Raw genomic sequence first — 14692 nt, 5'->3', positions numbered from 1 at the left:
TTGCGGAGATTGCGGGTGCTGGGCAGGATGAGGTCATGCCCAGCATCCCCGGTCCCTTCGCGCTCGCCCCGCACTCCCCCGTCGTCCCCGTGGTCGTGGTCGAGGACGCCGCCGACGCGGTGCCGCTGGCCCGCGCCCTGGTCGCGGGCGGACTGCCGCTGATCGAGATCACCCTGCGCACCCCGGCCGCGCTCGACGCCGTGCGGGCGGTCGCCGCCGAGGTCCCGGAGGCGGTGGTCGGCGCGGGCACCGTCGTGTCGGCGGCCGGTGCCGTGGACGCGGTACGGGCCGGGGCCCGGTTCCTGGTGAGCCCCGGCTGCTCGGCGCGGCTGCTCGGGGCGCTGCGGGAGACGGGCGTGCCGTTCCTGCCGGGCGTCTCGACCGCTTCCGAGGTGCTGGGCCTGCTGGAGGAGGGCGTCACGGAGATGAAGTTCTTCCCGGCGGAGGCGGCGGGCGGGGTCCCCTACCTGAAGTCCCTGGCGGGCCCGCTGCCGCAGGCCCGCTTCTGCCCGACCGGCGGCGTCTCGGCGGCCTCGGCCCCCGCCTACCTCGCCCTGCCGAACGTGGCCTGCGTCGGCGGCACCTGGATGCTCCCCCCGGACGCCCTCGCCACCCGCGACTGGCCCCGCATCGAGTCCCTGGCCCGGCAGGCGGCGGCGCTCCGGGGCTAGGGCCTGTCCGGAAGGCCCCTCCGGGCGTACGCGGGGCTGGTCCCTCGGGGCCACCACCGTTTTCCCCGGGGCGGCTATCTGCGCAGGTGCGAGGTGTCGTTGAGGAGGCGTACGGAGGCGTTGCCGTCGGAGTAGTAGGCGACGGCCGACAGCGACGCGGCCGACAGGTCCATCTTGAACAGCGACTCCGGCGGGGCGCCGAGCGCCAGCCGGACCAGGGTCTTGATGGGGGTGACGTGGCTGACGAGCAGCACCGTCCGGCCCGCGTGGGCGGCGGCCAGCCGGTCGCGGGCGGCGGCGACCCGGCGGGTGACGGCCGCGAAGCTCTCGCCGCCGCCGGTGGGCGCGGCCTTCGGGGAGGCGAGCCAGGCGTCGAGGTCCTCGGGGTGGCGCTCGCGGACCTCCGCGAAGGTGAGGCCCTCCCAGGCGCCGAAGTCGGTCTCGCGGAGTCCGGGCTCGACGGCGACGTCGAGCCCGAGGCGGGCGGCGACGGTCTCGGCGGTCTGGCGGCAGCGGAGCAGCGGCGAGCTGACGACGTACCGGATCGTGCCGCGCGCGGCGAGCGCGTCGGCGACGGCGGCGGCCTGGCGGCGGCCGGCCTCGGACAGCCCGGGGTCGCTCCCCCCGCTCCCCGAGAACCGCTTCTCGGGCGTGAGCGCGGTCTCCCCGTGCCGCAGCAGCACGAAGGTCGCGGGCGCGGACAGATCGGGCGCGGGCCCCGCCGGAGCCGGGTCCGGCACCGGGTCGGCGGACTCCGCCGGATCCGGGGCCACGCCCGGGTCCGGGGCCGTGTCCGCCTCGACCGGCCACAAGGTGTCCGGGACCGGCACCGAAGAAGGGGCCGGTGCTGCGGCAGGGGAAAGGTCCGCCGCCGGAAGGCCGGTCGCGGGGAGGCCCCCCGTCGGGGTGTTCGTGAGGGCCACGCGGGCGCGGGCCGCGCCCGCCGCCGCGTCGCCGGGCGGGCCCGACGGGGGCGGGGCGGCCGCGCGGCGGGCCGCCGAGGCGTCGCGGGCGGACGGGGTCCACCGCTCGCCGCGCTTGCCCGCGTCCATCGCCTCGTTGGCCAGCCGGTCCGCGTGCTTGTTGCGCTCGCGGGGGATCCACTCGTACCGGACCCGGCCGGCCGGGAGGACCCGGGCCGCCTCCGCCGCCAGGGGCTTCATGTCCGGGTGCTTGATCTTCCAGCGGCCCGACATCTGCTCGACGACGAGCTTGGAGTCCATCCTGACCCGGACGGCGGCGTCGGGCTCCAGGGCCGCGACGGCGCGGAGGCCCGCGATGAGGCCCTTGTACTCGGCGACGTTGTTGGTGGCGACGCCGATGTACTCGGCGGCCTCCGCGAGCGTCTCGCCCGTGGCCGGGTCCAGGACGACGGCCCCGTAACCGGCGGGCCCGGGATTGCCCCGGGAGCCGCCGTCCGCCTCGACCACGAGCTCGCGCATTACAGGCCGGACTCGGCCGTGCGGACGAGGATCCGGCGGCAGTTCTCGCAGCGCACGACCGTGTCCTTGGCGGCGGCCCGCACCTCGTTGAGCTCGGTGATGTTGAGCTCGATGTGGCAGCCCTCGCACTTGCGCTGGTAGAGGCGGGCCGCGCCGATGCCGCCCTGCTGCTCGCGCAGCTTCTCGTACAGCTTGAGCAGATCGGCGGGGACGGCTCCGGCGACGACCTCGCGCTCCTTGGCGACGGTGGCGGCCTCCTCGTCGAGGACGGTCTGCGCGGCGTCCCGGCGGCCGGTGGCGTCGTCGGTCTTGGCCTGGACGGCGTCGACCCGGCCGGTCAGCTCGCCGACCCGCTCCTGCGCGGACTCCCGGCGCTCCATGACCTCCAGGACGATCTCCTCCAGGTCGCCCTGGCGCTTGGCGAGCGAGGTGATCTCGCGCTGGAGGTTCTCCAGGTCCTTCGGGGAGGAGACGGCACCGGAGTCGAGCCGCTGCTGGTCGCGGGCGGCGCGCTGGCGGACCTGGTCGACGTCCTGCTCGGCCTTGGTCTGCTCGCGGGCGCAGTCGCTCTCCTCGGTCTGCGCGGCGACGAGCAGGTCGCGCAGCTGGTTGAGGTCCTTGCTCAGCGCCTCGATCTCCGCGTGCTCGGGCAGCGCCCTGCGCTTGTGGGCGAGCTGCTGGAGGCGGACGTCCAGGGCCTGGACGTCGAGGAGGCGGATCTGGTCGGCGGGCGCGGCGTTCAGTTGGGGGCTCCAGGAGAGGTGTGGCCGGAGGGAGCGTGCGAGGCGCCCTCCGGAGGGGTGGCGGCGGGGACGAAGTGGGCGGACCAGGGGTCGGTGACCGTCTTCGAGACGTGGACGCGGAGGTCCCAGCCGCGGCGGTCGGAGATCTCGTCGAGCTGGGCGGCGGCCAGCTCGCACCAGGGCCATTCGGTGGCCCAGTGGGCGGCGTCGACGAGGCCCAGCGGGGAGCGCTGGGTGGCCTCGGAGACGGGGTGGTGGCGCAGGTCGGCGGTGAGGAAGGCGTCCACACCGGCGGCGCGCACCGCGTCGAAGAGGCTGTCGCCGGAGCCGCCGCTGACGGCGACCCGGCGGACGGTCGCGCCGGGGTCGCCGGCGACGCGGACGCCCTGCGCGGTGGCGGGCAGCCGCGCCGCGGCGCGGGCGGCGAAGTCGGCGAGGGTCTCGGGGCGGTCGAGCTCGCAGATCCGGCCGAGGTTGTTCTCGGGGACGAGCGGCCCGGTGACCCGCAGGCCGAGGGCACCGGCGAGGGCGTCGGAGACGCCGGGGTCGGCGGTGTCGGCGTTGGTGTGGGCGACGTGCAGGGCGACGTCGTTCTTGATCAGGGTGTGCACGACGCGGCCCTTGAAGTGGCCGGCGGCGACGGTCGTCGTCCCCCGCAGGTAGAGCGGGTGGTGGGTGACGAGGAGGTCGGCGCCGAGCGCGACGGCCTCGTCGGCGATCTCCTGGACGGGGTCGACCGCGAAGAGGACCCGGGTGACCTCGGCGTCGGGGTCGCCGCAGACGGTGCCGACGGCGTCCCACGACTCGGCCCGCTGGGGCGGCCAGAGGGCGTCGAGCTCGGCGATGACTTCAGACAGACGGGGCACGGAGGAAAGGCTACCTGTCCCGCGCGCCCGGCCGTCCTGGCCTGTGGACAACCCCGGCCGCGCCCCCGTTCCCGCCCGTCCCGGCCTGTGGACGACTCCCGGCGATCCCCCGTTCCCGCCCGTCCTCCCCTGTGGACGGCCTCCGCCGTTCCCCCGTCCGGGCCTGTGGACGACTCCCGACGGCCCCACGACGACTCCCGAGGACACCCCGAGCACCCCGGGGACGGCACCGGAAACGGCTCCGCCGTACGGCCCCGGCAGGGCCGTACGGCGGAAGGTCCTTCCCGGCCTGTCCCGGCCGGGTGACCGGGGTGGCCAGGAAGGCCGGGGAAGCCGGGGAGCCCTGGGTAGCCAAGGCGGCCGGGGCGACCAGGGAGGGGCCGGTTACTTCACCAGGTCCGCGCGCAGGTCGTCGAGGACGCTGTTCGCGGCGGTCACGCCGAGGCCGAGGTACCAGGTCTCGTCCGGGACGTCCTTGGCCTGGCCGGCCTTGACGGCCTTGAGGTTCTTCCAGAGCGGGTTGCCCTGGGCGGCGTCCTTCTTGGTGGCCTTCGCCTCGCCGTAGACGCCGGTGAAGATCCAGTCGCCGTCGGCCTGGTCGATCTTCTCCGGGCTGACCTCGACGGCGAGTTCGTTCACCTGCTGGTTCTTCGGCCGGGGCAGGCCGGTGTCCTCCAGGATGGTGCCGATGAAGGACGCCTTCGCGTAGAGGCGGATCTTGCCGGGGAGGTAGCGGACCATCGAGATGGTCGGCTTGTTCGGGCCGACGTCCGTGCCGAGCTGCTTCGCCTTGGTCTCGTACGCGGCGAGCTTCTCCTTCGCCTCGGCGGTCTTGTCGAGCGCGGCGGCGTTGAGGAGGTAGTTCTCCTTCCAGGTGAAGCCCGGGCGGATGGAGAAGACGGTGGGGGCGATCTTCGACAGCTCGTCGTACTTGTCGGCGGCGCGGAGCTGGCTGCCGAGGATGAGGTCGGGCTGGAGGTTGGCGATCGCCTCCAGGTTGAGGTTGTTGATGGTGCCGACCGACTTGGGGCTGCCGGCGTCCTTGGCGAGGTAGCCGGGGATGCCGTCGTCGCCCTCGGAGGGGGCGTAGCCGACGGGCTGGACGCCGAGGGAGACGACGTTGTCGAGCTCGCCGACGTCGAGGACGACGACCCGCTTGGGGGCGGCCTTGATCTCGCTCTTGCCCATGGCGTGGGTGAGGGTGCGGGGGAACTGGCCCGGCTTGGCGTCGGTGCCCAGGGCGGCGGTCTTGGCGGCCGCGTCGCCGAAGTCCTTGCCGCCGGTGGCGACGTCCTTCTTCTTCGCCGTGTCCTCCTTCTCGGAGGCGCTGGACGAGCCGTCGCCCCCTCCGCAGGCCGCGAGGGAGAGCGCGGCGGCGAGGGCGACGGCGGCGGCGGTGCCGCGGCGGCGGAGGGACATCGGAAGGCTCCTCTTCGATGGCGTACGTCGAGGTGGGACGGCGGACGGGCGGACCGGAGCGGAGCCGGAAGGTCCGCTTAGGTTCGCCTTACCTTACGTACCCCTGACCCCATCAGCACAACCGGCCCCCTCCGCTCGACGGAACGACGCGACCACCACCCTTATGTGTGAAGTGCGGGGGCTCGTGTTGTTCGGCAGGAAGTGCGAAAACTAGCTTCGTGGCCGGAGGTGACGAGTCGATGACAGCGTGTGCCATCGAGACCGCGGCCGAGGACGGCGACGAGGAGGGCGCCCGTGCGGGGACGGCCGTCCCCCGCCCGGCGGGCTTCGCGACCACCGCGAACGGCGCCTACGCCGCCCGGCTGGCGGGCACCGGGGACGCCCTGTACGCGGAGCGCTGGACCCTCGACGGCCCGGAGCCGTACGCCGTGCCGCTCCCCCTCGACCAGCCGGAGGACGCGGACGCGCAGCTGGCGCCGCTCGCCGACGGCCGGGTCCTGGTCTGCCGCCGGGTGGACGGCCGGCGCCACACCCTCTCGCTGCTGTACCCGACCGGGCCCGGCACCGGCGAGCTGCGGCTCGGCGCGGTCGAGGTGCCCGGTCCCGGCCGGCTGGAGCTGCTGCCGCCCTCCCCGGACGGCATCTGCGCCTACGCCCTGTACGCCGGTCCCGAGACCACCACCCTGTGGCTGGTGGCGGGCGGCGCCTTCGGGCCCGAGCGGATCGCGGAGCTGCCGGGCCGCTGCACGGGCGGGGTCTGGCTGGACCGCACGGGCCGGATGCTGGCCCTGGACCGGCGGCTCGGCGACGGGCCGGTGAAGGCGGTCGCGGTGGACCTGGAGCGGGGCGGCGAGATGTCGCCGCTGCTCCAGATCACCGAGACGAGTGACGACCGGCTGCTGCTCGCCGACCCGGACAGCGGACTCCTGCTGATCCGGTCGGACGCCCCCTCGCCGGGGCACGAGCGGCTCGGCTGGGGGGTGCTGGGGAGCCTGCTGCCGGTGCGGTTCCCCGAGTGCCTGCGGCTGGACGACGCGGCGGTGACGCCCTTCGCGGTGCAGCCGGGGCAGGTGCTGATGCCGGAGAGCTGCGGGGTGGCGCTGCGGATCGACGCGGCGGCCGGTTCCTGGGTGGGGCTGTGGCGGCCGTCGGGGCGGCGGATGCACCAGGTGGCGGCGCCGCCCGGGTGGCTGGCGGGGGCCGGGACCTGGTCGCCGGAGGGCGTCCTGAGGCTGCCGTGCTCGACGCCCGAACTGCCCTGCGCGCTGGCCGGTCTGACGGTGCCTCCGGAGCCGGAGCCGGAGCCCGGCCGGGAGCCGGGGGCGGAGTCCGCCGCCGGGGCCGGCGCCGCCCCGGCGCTCCCGCTGCGGCCCGTCCCGCTCCAGCAGGCGCCGCTGACGGACGGTCGGCCCGCTGGCTAGACTCGCGCCCGCACCATGCACGGCACGAGCAAGTCAACGGGGTGAGTACGACCATGACGGAGAACAGCACGGAGACGGCGGAGGAGTCGCGGGACACGGGTGCCGGACGGCACCGGGGCCAGGCGGCCCCCGTGGAGGAGCCCGCCTCCTCCGCGCCGCACGGCCGGCACCGCCGCGAGGAGGAGCGCCGGACGGTTTCCGCGGGGGCGTGACCGCGCCGCCACGGAACGCGGGGCCCCGGGGATCGCTCCCCGGGGCCCCGCGCCGTCCCCTGTCTCTTCCTTCTCTTCTCCCCTGCCGTCCCCGGCGGCTCAGCCCTTCTTCAGGCCGAGGACCTCGGAGGCCGCGAAGGTCTCTGTGGCCGGGCGCTCCGCGAAGTACGGCGTGAGCAGTCCGTCCAGTTCCTCGTGGCCGAAGACCTCCTTGGCGGTGTCGAACTTGGCCGCCACCCGGGGCCGCTCGACGACCGCGACCATCCCGCCGTGGACGACGAGCAGCTGCCCGTTGACCCGGGCCGCGGCCGGCGAGGCGAGGTAGCCGACGAGCGGCGCCACGTGCTCGGGCGACAGCGGATCGAGGTCGTTCTCTCCCGCGGGCTCGGCGAAGCCGGCGAAGACGTCCTCGGTCATCCGGGTGCGGGCGCGCGGGCAGATGGCGTTGGCGGTCACCCCGTAGCGGGCGAGCGCGAGCGCGGTGGAGGTGGTGAGGCCGACGATGCCGCCCTTGGCCGCCGCGTAGTTGGGCTGTCCGGCGGAACCGGCGAGGAACGCCTCGGAGGAGGTGTTGACGATCCGGCCGTAGACGCCGGTCTCCCCCGCCTTGGCGCGGCCCCGCCAGTGCACGGCGGCGAAATGGGTGGTGTTGAAGTGGCCCTTGAGGTGGACGCGGATCACCGAGTCCCACTCGTCCTCGCTCATCGAGAAGACCATCCGGTCGCGCAGGATGCCCGCGTTGTTGACCAGGACGTCGAGCTTGCCGAACTCGGCGACCGCGAGGTCGACCATGCCCCGCGCGGTCTCGAAGTCGGAGACGTCGCCGAGGTGGGCGACGGCCCGGCCGCCGGCCGCGGTGATCTCGGCGGCGACCTCCTCCGCGGGGGCGGCCGACGCCTCCCCGGAGCCGTCCCGGCCGGGCTGCCCGTAGTCGTTGACGACGACGGCGGCGCCGAGCCGGGCCAGTTCGAGGGCCTCGGCGCGGCCGAGGCCGCGCCCGGCGCCGGTGACGATCGCGCTCAGTCCGTCGAGCGGACGTGACATGTCGGGTCTCCTCAGATCTCGATGCAGGTGCGCAGGGCGACGCCGGTCCGCATCTGCTCCAGGGCCTCGTTGACGCCCGCCAGCGGGACCCGGTGGGTGATGAGCGACTCCAGGTCGACGCGGCCCGCCCGCCAGAGCGCGATGGTCCGCTCGTACGAGCGCAGCACGTCGCCGCCGCCGTACATGGAGGGCAGGATCCGCTTCTCGTCGAAGAACAGCTCGAACATGTTGAACTGGAGGAAGTCGTCGAGGGCTCCGGCGCCGACCACGCAGAGGGTGCCGCCGCGCCGGGTGGTCTCGTAGGCGGTGCGGGCGGTGGCGGACCTGCCGACGACCTCGAAGACGTAGTCGAAGCCCTCGCCGCCGGTGATCCGCTGCTTGGCGTCGGCGAGCGCCTCGGGGGCGACGGCCTCGGTGGCGCCGAAGCGGAGCGCGGCCTCGCGGCGGGACTCGACCGGGTCGACGGCGACGATCTGGGCGGCACCCTGGAGCTTCGCGCCCTGGATCGCGGAGATGCCGACGCCGCCGCAGCCGATGACGGCGACCGACGAACCGGCCTCCACCTTGGCGGTGTTGACGGCGGCGCCGAGGCCGGTGGTGACGCCGCAGCCGATGAGAGCGGCGATGTCGAAGGGCACGTCGTCGGGGATCGGGACGGCGCAGCCCGCGTCGACGACGACCTCCTCGGTGAAGGTGCCGGTGCCGGCGAAGCCGAAGACGTCGCCGCCGGGGCGCTTGAAGTTGGGGGTGCCGGCGTTCATGAAGCCGGCCAGGCAGAGCTGGGACTGGCCGCGCCGGCAGGCGGGGCAGGCGCCGCAGGCGGGCAGCCAGCAGAGCAGCACCCGCTGACCGGGGGCGAGGTGGGTGACGCCGTCGCCGACGTCGAGGATCTCGCCCGCGCCCTCGTGGCCGGGGACGAAGGGCGCGGGCTGCGGCAGGACGCCGCTCATGGCGGAGACGTCCGAGTGGCACAGGCCGGTGGCCCGGACCCGGATCCGCACCTTGCCGGGGCCGAAGCCCACCGCCTCGACGTCGTCGAGGACCTCCAGTTTGTCCTGGCCGATCTCGTGCAGTACGGCTGCGCGCATGGTGCGGCTCCAATCAGCGTGCGGATCAGGAGTGTTCGACGACCGTGTCGGCGAGGACGGGGGCGTCGTCGCGGTCGGCGGCGGTGACCGCGACCTGGACGCGCCCCGCGTCGGCCCACATCCGGAGGCGGAGGGTCTCGCCGGGGAAGACGATCCCGGCGAAGCGGGTGCGGTAGGCGCGGACCCGGGTGACGTCGCCGTCGAGGAGGGTGTCGACGACGGCCTTGAGGGTCATGCCGTAGGTGCACAGGCCGTGCAGGATGGGCCGGTCGAAACCGGCGAGCTTCGCGAAGTCGGGGTCGGCGTGGAGCGGGTTCCAGTCGCCGGAGAGCCGGTAGAGCAGGGCCTGCTCCTCGCGGACGGGCCGCTCGACGGTCCGGTCGGGGGCGCGCTCGGGGAACGGGAGGCGGTCGGAGGGGCCGCGGTCGCCGCCCCAGCCGCCCTCGCCGCGGACGAAGATCTGGGCGTCGGAGGTCCACAGCGGGCCGTCGTCGTCGGCCGCCTCGGAGCGCAGGACGAGGATGGCGGCCTTGCCCTTGTCGTAGACGGCGGCGACGCGGGAGGTGGAGACGGCCCGGCCGCCGGTGGGCAGCGGGCGGTGCAGGGTGATCGACTGGCCGCCGTGCAGGACGGCGGCGAGGTCGATGTCGATGCCGGGGGCGGAGAGGCCGCCGACGACTCCCATGCCGGCGCCGGCGACGGTGGCGAAGCTGGGCAGCACGTGGAGCCGGGATTCGAGGGTGTAGCGCAGTTCGGCGGGGTCGGTGGCGGGGGTGCCGGCGCCGAGCCCGAGGTGGTAGAGCTGCACGTCCTTGTGGTCCCAGGCGATCTCGGCGCTGCGGGGTTCGGCGGCGAGGGCCTTGGCGGCGTCAATGGGCATCGACTTGCTGCTCCTCGGTTTTCCCTGGAGTGGAAGACCTCGGCGCGACCGTCCGCACCGTCGGTCGCGCCGAGGCCGTGCGGGGACCGTCCCGGACGCGCCGATTAGAACGCGTTCCAGTTCGGTGTCCCCCATGTATAGCGGAGGGGCCGGAGGTTGGGAACCCTTGCACGGCAAGACTCCTGACGATGCGTCAGACATGGTGGCGGGGCCGGCACCCGGGACATTTGTCACCGCCGGGACCGTACGCGCGCTCCTGCCGCGGGGTGCCCCCCGCTCCGTACCTTCGAAGACATGACGAACGAACCCGCGGCCGTCTTCGAGGCGGTCACCAAGTCCTACGGCTCCGTCCGCGCCGCCGACGGCCTGGACCTGACCGTCCGGCGTGGCGAGACCCTCGCCCTGCTCGGCCGCAACGGCGCCGGCAAGTCCACCGCCATCAGCATGCTCCTCGGCCTCGACACCCCCGACAGCGGCCGGATCTCCCTCCTCGGCGGCACCCCCGAGCAGGCCGTCCTCGCGGGCCGGATCGGGGCGATGCTCCAGGAGGGGCGCGCGGTCTCCCGCGTCACCGTCCGCGAGCTCGTCGGCTTCGTCGCCCGGACCTACCCGGCGCCGCTGCCCGTCTCCGACGCCCTCGCCCTCGCCGGGCTCACCGCCCTCGCCGACCGCCGGGTGGACCGGCTCTCCGGCGGCCAGGCCCAGCGGGTCCGGTTCGCCGTCGCGCTGGCCGGCGACCCGGAGCTGATCGTCCTGGACGAGCCGACCTCCGCCCTCGACGTCGAGGCCCGCGCCGAGTTCTGGGAGGCCATGCACGGCTACGCCCGGCGCGGCAACACCGTCCTCTTCTCCACCCACTACCTGGAGGAGGCCGACACCGCCGCCGACCGGATCGTCGTCCTCGACGCCGGGCGGATCGTCGCCGACGGCACCTCCGAGGAGCTCAAGCGGGCGGCCGGCGGCGCCGTCGTCTCCTTCGACCTGGCCGGCGCCCCGTCCGCGTACCTCTCCGACCTGCCCGGCGTGACCGAGGTCGAGATCCGCGGCGACCGCGCCCGGCTCCGCACCGACGACTCCGACGGCACCGTCCGGGCCCTCGCCGCCCGGGACGCGATCCGGGGCCTGGAAGTGGCCCCGCTCGCCCTCAACGACGTCTTCCTCTCCCTCACCCGCGGCCGCGCGGCCACCCCGGAAACGGAGCCCGTCCGATGAGCACCCCGATCCTCTCCACCACCGCCGCCTACATCGGCCTGGAGACCCGCCGCGCCCTGCGCGACCCCGGGTTCGTCATCTCCACCATCGGCGTCCCGGTCATGATGTACCTCCTCTTCACCAACCTCGGCGGGCAGAACGACCCCGCCTACAAGGCCGTCGCCATGGTCGGCATGGCCGCGTACGGCGCGATGGGCGCGGCCCTCTCGCTGGGCACCGGCGTCGCCGAGGACAAGTCCACCGGCTGGCTGCGGCAGTTGCGGATCACCCCGATGACCCCGCGCCGGGTCGTCACCGGGCGGGCCCTCACCGGCACCGTCGTGGTGCTGCCCGCCATCGCCTCCATCCTGCTGGCGGGCGCCCTGGTCAACGGCGTACGGATGGCGCCCGCGCACTGGGCGGCGGTCGCCCTCGCCCTCTGGCTCGGCTCCTTCCCCTTCACCCTGCTCGGCCTCGGCAACGGCTACCGGCTCTCCGCCCAGACCGCCGGCGTGGTCAACGTGGCCTGCAACCTGGGCCTGGCGGTCGTCGGCGGCCTGTGGTTCCCCGTCTCCCTCTTCCCCGGCTGGCTGGCCACCCTCTCCTCCTGGACGCCCACCCACCGCTTCGCCGAGCTGGGGGCCGCCCTGTCCGAGGGCCGCGCGCCGAGCGCGACGGCGCTGGCCGTGCTCGCCGCCTGGGCCGCGGTCTTCGGCGCCTACGCCGCGATCTCGTACCGTCGTTCCGCACGCACGGTCTGACAGGGGGCGCGGGACATGGGAAAGCGGTGGCGCAAGCGGTGCGAGACCCGGGAGGAGCGGGGCCCCAGCGGGCTCAGCCTCCTGCCCTGGCTGCTGATGGGGATGGGCTCGCTCTCCCACCTCATCAGCGGCGAGGCCGCCAACCCCTGGCTGGGCATGGCCGGACTGCTGACCTTCAACACCCTCTACATCGCGATCGTCTTCCGCGCCTTCGACAAGACCCGCCGCGACACCCGGACCACCTGGACGCTGCTGGCCTCGCTCGCCGCCGTCACCTTCGCCCTCGCGGGCGGCTACGGCCGCGAATGGCTGCTGCTGTTCCCGCTGCTCGGCCTGGCGCTCGGCGCGGTCGCCCGGGGCGGCCGGCAACTGCGGTTCCTGACCCTCCCGCTGGTCGTGGCGGTCGCGGCGATCACCTTCTGGCGGGACGGCTGGGACTCCATCGGGATCGTGTACGGGACCTTCATCTCGACCATGGTGACGGCGGCGATCCTCGCGCTGAACGAGACGGTCCGCGAACTGCGGGCCACCCGCGAGGAGCTGGCCCGCTCCGCGGTGGAGAAGGAGCGGCTGCGCTTCTCCCGCGACCTGCACGACCTCCTCGGCCACACCCTGTCCGTGATCGTGGTGAAGTCGGAGGCGGCCCGCCGCCTCGCGCCGCGCGACCTGGACGCGGCGCTCGGACAGATCACGGACATCGAGTCCGTCGGCCGGCAGGCGCTCACCGAGATCCGGGAGGCCGTGACGGGATACCGGGAGGGCAGCCTGGGCACCGAGCTGGACCGGGCCCGCTCCGCGCTGACCTCGGCCGGTGTGGAGCCGGTGGTACGGCGCTCGGGACCGCCGCTGGAGCCGACGGCCGAGGCGCTGCTCGGCTGGGTGGTCCGCGAGGCGGCGACCAACGTGGTCCGGCACGCGGGCGCCGCCCGCTGCGAGATCGTGGTCACCGGCGGCCCGGACCGGGTCCGGCTCACCGTCACCGACGACGGCCGCGGCCCCCTGCCCGGCCCCTCCGGCAGCGGCCTCCTCGGCCTGCGCGAACGCCTCGCGGCGGCCGGCGGCACCCTCGCCACGGGCCCCGCCCCCGGCGGCGGCTTCCGCCTGACCGCCGAACTCCCGGCGACGGCGGACACGTCCCTCGCGTGAGGGCGCCGGAAGCGAAGCGGCGACCACCGCTCTCGCCATGACCCGCGCGCTCCCCGGGAAAAGCCCCGCCCCCTCCCGAACATCCGGGCTGGGACGGGGCTTTCCGCGTACGCGGAGACCGGGCTACTGCTCCTTGACGTTCGCGATGAACGCGGCGAAGGCGGCGGCACCGACGGCCACGACCGGACCGGCGGGAACCTTCGAGTCACGGACGGGGACGATGCCCTGCGGGGCGACGTTGGTGGCGACCTCCACGCAGTTGCCGTCGTTGTTGCTGTAGGAGGACTTGAACCACTGCGGATGAAGCGTCACGAGAAAGCCTTTCGTACCTCGCGGATCATGGCCACCGTCGCCGCTTGCGACAGGGCTTCGGCTTGCACCTGATGGTAGTTCTTGAGCAGGGCCAACACCGAGTCCGTGTTGCGCTCCATGTGCCCTCGAATCTGAGACTCGGCATACGCGAGAACGGTCATGTCGGGCATGGTCAACAGGTTGAGCGGCAGGTCAAGTGCCCTGTGCTCGCCCATTTCGTACGGCGCGATCTGCACCATCGTGTTGGGCGAGGCGGCGACCTCCAACAACCGATCGAGTTGTTCGGCCATGATCGCAGGACCGCCGACCCTGCGCCGAACGCAACTTTCGTCCAGGACCATCAGCATCATCGGCGGACGCTCCCGCACAAGGGCTGCCTGCCGTTCCGCGAGGAAGCGAACCCGGCGATCCGCTCGCCCGGGTGTGATGGTGCCGCGCCGGACGTTGCTGTCCGCCAGGCATCGGGCGTACGCGGGGGTCTGCAGCAAGCCGGGCACGATGCCGATCTCGTACAGGCGGATCTCTACGGCCTTTCCCTCGTTGGCGACGTACTCCGGGAACCCCTCAAGAAGTGGGCCGGGCCGCGTCTTGTACCACTCGCGCTCTAGAGAGTCGACGCTCCCCTTGGTGCCGAGGATCTCGTCCATCTGCACCGAGAACGGAAGGGAAGGTGGCTTGCGGGTAGTTTCAACCGCGGAAATATGTTGGCTGGAGTATGACGAGTGCGAGGCCAGAACTTCCTGCGTCCAGCCTTTATGCTCGCGCAACCTGCGTAAAAGTGCTCCGTACGCGGCCCTCGGGCTGGACGCAGGGTCCAGATCTTTACGGTTGACCACAACTCTTCCTTCCGAACGGGCCAGTTGAAGGGAGGTCAACTGTAGGCCACGCTGGTGGCTCCTGGTAGTGGAATCACTACGGAGAGGAGCTGTCGTGTGCGAGCAGAACGCTCGTCCGAGCCCGACGCCGGCGCGGGTGCCTGGTATCGGCACGTTCATGGCGGATGACTCCGTCGAGGGGGCATCCCGTCTCGGAAGAGTGACCGCGTGGGACGGCAGGCTGTGCCACCTGCGTCCCCCCGGCGGGGGCACGGGGTGGACGGCGGCGCCGGACATGCTGCGCCCGCTCACCAAGGAGGAGTGCGTCTTGGTCCGCACCCTCACCCGGCCCGTGCCGTGGGTAGCCCCGTGAAGGGGGCGGGGACCTGGGCATACGGGTACGTCCTGCACAGGATTCAGCCGGACCCCGCGACCTCCCCGTCCGCCACGGCGCGCTGCCTGACCGAGGGGTGCGAGTGGACGTCCGGCACGCACGCGGACGTCGGTCCCGTCGACGCCGAGTGCATACAGCACACCGGTCTGAACCCACGGCACGACAGGTTCGGCCGCGCGTTCGCGGACGTCGCGGCCGTGATCCGACTGGACCCCGTGTGAGAAGTGCGGGCCGGCTCCGCCCCACCGCATGGGGCGTCTCCGGTCCGCCGCTCGTCACCCGCTGAA

General features: G+C 73.8%; 16 protein-coding genes. 7 read left to right on the top strand and 9 right to left on the bottom strand.

The features are described from left to right. Positions 1-35 precede the first annotated feature (35 nt). On the top strand, positions 36-671 hold the full coding sequence (gene eda / locus IE219_RS26735; protein ID WP_189982030.1) for a bifunctional 4-hydroxy-2-oxoglutarate aldolase/2-dehydro-3-deoxy-phosphogluconate aldolase: 636 nt from the start codon (positions 36-38) through the stop codon (positions 669-671). A gap of 74 nt (positions 672-745) precedes the next feature. Here the strand turns inward: eda and IE219_RS26730 are convergent, their stop codons facing one another. From IE219_RS26730 to IE219_RS26715, 4 genes are all read right to left on the bottom strand, one after another. Beyond that, complete coding sequence (locus tag IE219_RS26730) at positions 746-2113, bottom strand: bifunctional RNase H/acid phosphatase (RefSeq protein WP_189982028.1); 1368 nt, start codon at positions 2111-2113, stop codon at positions 746-748. Continuing rightward, the gene (locus IE219_RS26725; RefSeq protein WP_189982198.1) at positions 2113-2856 is read right to left on the bottom strand and encodes a zinc ribbon domain-containing protein; all 744 of its coding nucleotides are present in this window, start codon (positions 2854-2856) and stop codon (positions 2113-2115) included. The genes IE219_RS26730 and IE219_RS26725 overlap by 1 nt, the downstream gene beginning before the upstream one ends. Beyond that, entirely contained in the window at positions 2853-3722 is an 870-nt protein-coding gene (locus IE219_RS26720) for a Nif3-like dinuclear metal center hexameric protein (RefSeq protein ID WP_189982026.1), read from the bottom strand. Before IE219_RS26720 ends, IE219_RS26725 begins: the two co-directional genes overlap by 4 nt. Before the next feature lie 384 nt (positions 3723-4106). Beyond that, positions 4107-5141 (bottom strand): ABC transporter substrate-binding protein, encoded by a 1035-nt coding sequence (locus IE219_RS26715; RefSeq protein ID WP_189982024.1) that lies wholly within the window; start codon positions 5139-5141, stop codon positions 4107-4109. A gap of 239 nt (positions 5142-5380) precedes the next feature. Between IE219_RS26715 and IE219_RS26710 the strand changes: the two genes are divergently transcribed. Together IE219_RS26710 and IE219_RS26705 are read left to right on the top strand one after the other, a co-directional pair. Next, positions 5381-6562 (top strand): hypothetical protein, encoded by a 1182-nt coding sequence (locus IE219_RS26710; RefSeq protein WP_189982022.1) that lies wholly within the window; start codon positions 5381-5383, stop codon positions 6560-6562. A 53-nt stretch (positions 6563-6615) separates the two neighbouring features. Further along, positions 6616-6774, top strand: coding sequence for a hypothetical protein (locus tag IE219_RS26705; RefSeq protein WP_189982020.1), 159 nt, complete (start codon positions 6616-6618; stop codon positions 6772-6774). 99 nt (positions 6775-6873) lie between these two features. Here IE219_RS26705 and IE219_RS26700 read toward each other — a convergent pair whose 3' ends face one another. Genes IE219_RS26700 through chsH3 form a run of 3 tightly spaced genes read right to left on the bottom strand, consistent with a single transcriptional unit; the run spans position 6874 to position 9786 of the window. Continuing rightward, on the bottom strand, positions 6874-7818 hold the full coding sequence (locus IE219_RS26700; protein WP_189982017.1) for a 3-oxoacyl-ACP reductase: 945 nt from the start codon (positions 7816-7818) through the stop codon (positions 6874-6876). Positions 7819-7829: 11 nt separating this feature from the next. Beyond that, on the bottom strand, positions 7830-8906 hold the full coding sequence (locus tag IE219_RS26695) for a Zn-dependent alcohol dehydrogenase (protein ID WP_189982016.1): 1077 nt from the start codon (positions 8904-8906) through the stop codon (positions 7830-7832). 25 nt (positions 8907-8931) lie between these two features. After that, positions 8932-9786 carry an enoyl-CoA hydratase ChsH3 gene (chsH3, locus tag IE219_RS26690; RefSeq protein ID WP_189982014.1) on the bottom strand — a complete coding sequence of 285 codons (855 nt, stop codon included), beginning with the start codon at positions 9784-9786 and terminating at the stop codon, positions 8932-8934. Between the two features lie 294 nt (positions 9787-10080). Here chsH3 and IE219_RS26685 point away from each other — a divergent pair, with 294 nt between their 5' ends. Genes IE219_RS26685 through IE219_RS26675 form a run of 3 tightly spaced genes read left to right on the top strand, consistent with a single transcriptional unit; the run spans position 10081 to position 12884 of the window. Next, on the top strand, positions 10081-10998 hold the full coding sequence (locus IE219_RS26685; protein ID WP_189982012.1) for an ABC transporter ATP-binding protein: 918 nt from the start codon (positions 10081-10083) through the stop codon (positions 10996-10998). Then, complete coding sequence (locus tag IE219_RS26680) at positions 10995-11738, top strand: ABC transporter permease (protein WP_189982010.1); 744 nt, start codon at positions 10995-10997, stop codon at positions 11736-11738. The genes IE219_RS26685 and IE219_RS26680 overlap by 4 nt, the downstream gene beginning before the upstream one ends. Positions 11739-11753: 15 nt before the next feature. Continuing rightward, positions 11754-12884, top strand: a complete 1131-nt coding sequence (locus tag IE219_RS26675) for a sensor histidine kinase (RefSeq protein WP_189982008.1) — start codon at positions 11754-11756, stop codon at positions 12882-12884. Between the two features lie 123 nt (positions 12885-13007). On the opposite strand, the gene IE219_RS26670 is transcribed toward IE219_RS26675, so the two are convergent. Further along, positions 13008-13196, bottom strand: coding sequence for a DUF397 domain-containing protein (locus tag IE219_RS26670; protein WP_189982006.1), 189 nt, complete (start codon positions 13194-13196; stop codon positions 13008-13010). Beyond that, positions 13193-14191 carry a helix-turn-helix domain-containing protein gene (locus IE219_RS26665; protein WP_189982004.1) on the bottom strand — a complete coding sequence of 333 codons (999 nt, stop codon included), beginning with the start codon at positions 14189-14191 and terminating at the stop codon, positions 13193-13195. The genes IE219_RS26670 and IE219_RS26665 overlap by 4 nt, the downstream gene beginning before the upstream one ends. 48 nt (positions 14192-14239) lie before the next feature. Here IE219_RS26665 and IE219_RS32650 point away from each other — a divergent pair, with 48 nt between their 5' ends. Beyond that, entirely contained in the window at positions 14240-14626 is a 387-nt protein-coding gene (locus IE219_RS32650; protein ID WP_444545651.1) for a DUF7848 domain-containing protein, read from the top strand. Positions 14627-14692: the final 66 nt, after the last annotated feature.

It is taken from the genome of Streptomyces termitum, assembly GCF_014650175.1.
Taxonomy (GTDB): domain Bacteria; phylum Actinomycetota; class Actinomycetes; order Streptomycetales; family Streptomycetaceae; genus Streptomyces; species Streptomyces termitum.
This window is presented reverse-complemented; position numbering and strand designations above follow the sequence as displayed.

Coding starts and splice junctions, on each gene's coding strand:
- eda (WP_189982030.1), top strand. CDS start 36: ATGCCCAGCATCCCCGGTCCCTTCGCGCTCGCCCCGCACTCCCCCGTC.
- IE219_RS26730 (WP_189982028.1), bottom strand. CDS start 2,113: ATGCGCGAGCTCGTGGTCGAGGCGGACGGCGGCTCCCGGGGCAATCCC.
- IE219_RS26715 (WP_189982024.1), bottom strand. CDS start 5,141: ATGTCCCTCCGCCGCCGCGGCACCGCCGCCGCCGTCGCCCTCGCCGCC.
- IE219_RS26710 (WP_189982022.1), top strand. CDS start 5,381: ATGACAGCGTGTGCCATCGAGACCGCGGCCGAGGACGGCGACGAGGAG.
- IE219_RS26705 (WP_189982020.1), top strand. CDS start 6,616: ATGACGGAGAACAGCACGGAGACGGCGGAGGAGTCGCGGGACACGGGT.
- IE219_RS26700 (WP_189982017.1), bottom strand. CDS start 7,818: ATGTCACGTCCGCTCGACGGACTGAGCGCGATCGTCACCGGCGCCGGG.
- IE219_RS26695 (WP_189982016.1), bottom strand. CDS start 8,906: ATGCGCGCAGCCGTACTGCACGAGATCGGCCAGGACAAACTGGAGGTC.
- chsH3 (WP_189982014.1), bottom strand. CDS start 9,786: ATGCCCATTGACGCCGCCAAGGCCCTCGCCGCCGAACCCCGCAGCGCC.
- IE219_RS26685 (WP_189982012.1), top strand. CDS start 10,081: ATGACGAACGAACCCGCGGCCGTCTTCGAGGCGGTCACCAAGTCCTAC.
- IE219_RS26680 (WP_189982010.1), top strand. CDS start 10,995: ATGAGCACCCCGATCCTCTCCACCACCGCCGCCTACATCGGCCTGGAG.
- IE219_RS26675 (WP_189982008.1), top strand. CDS start 11,754: ATGGGAAAGCGGTGGCGCAAGCGGTGCGAGACCCGGGAGGAGCGGGGC.
- IE219_RS26665 (WP_189982004.1), bottom strand. CDS start 14,191: ATGAACGTGCCGATACCAGGCACCCGCGCCGGCGTCGGGCTCGGACGA.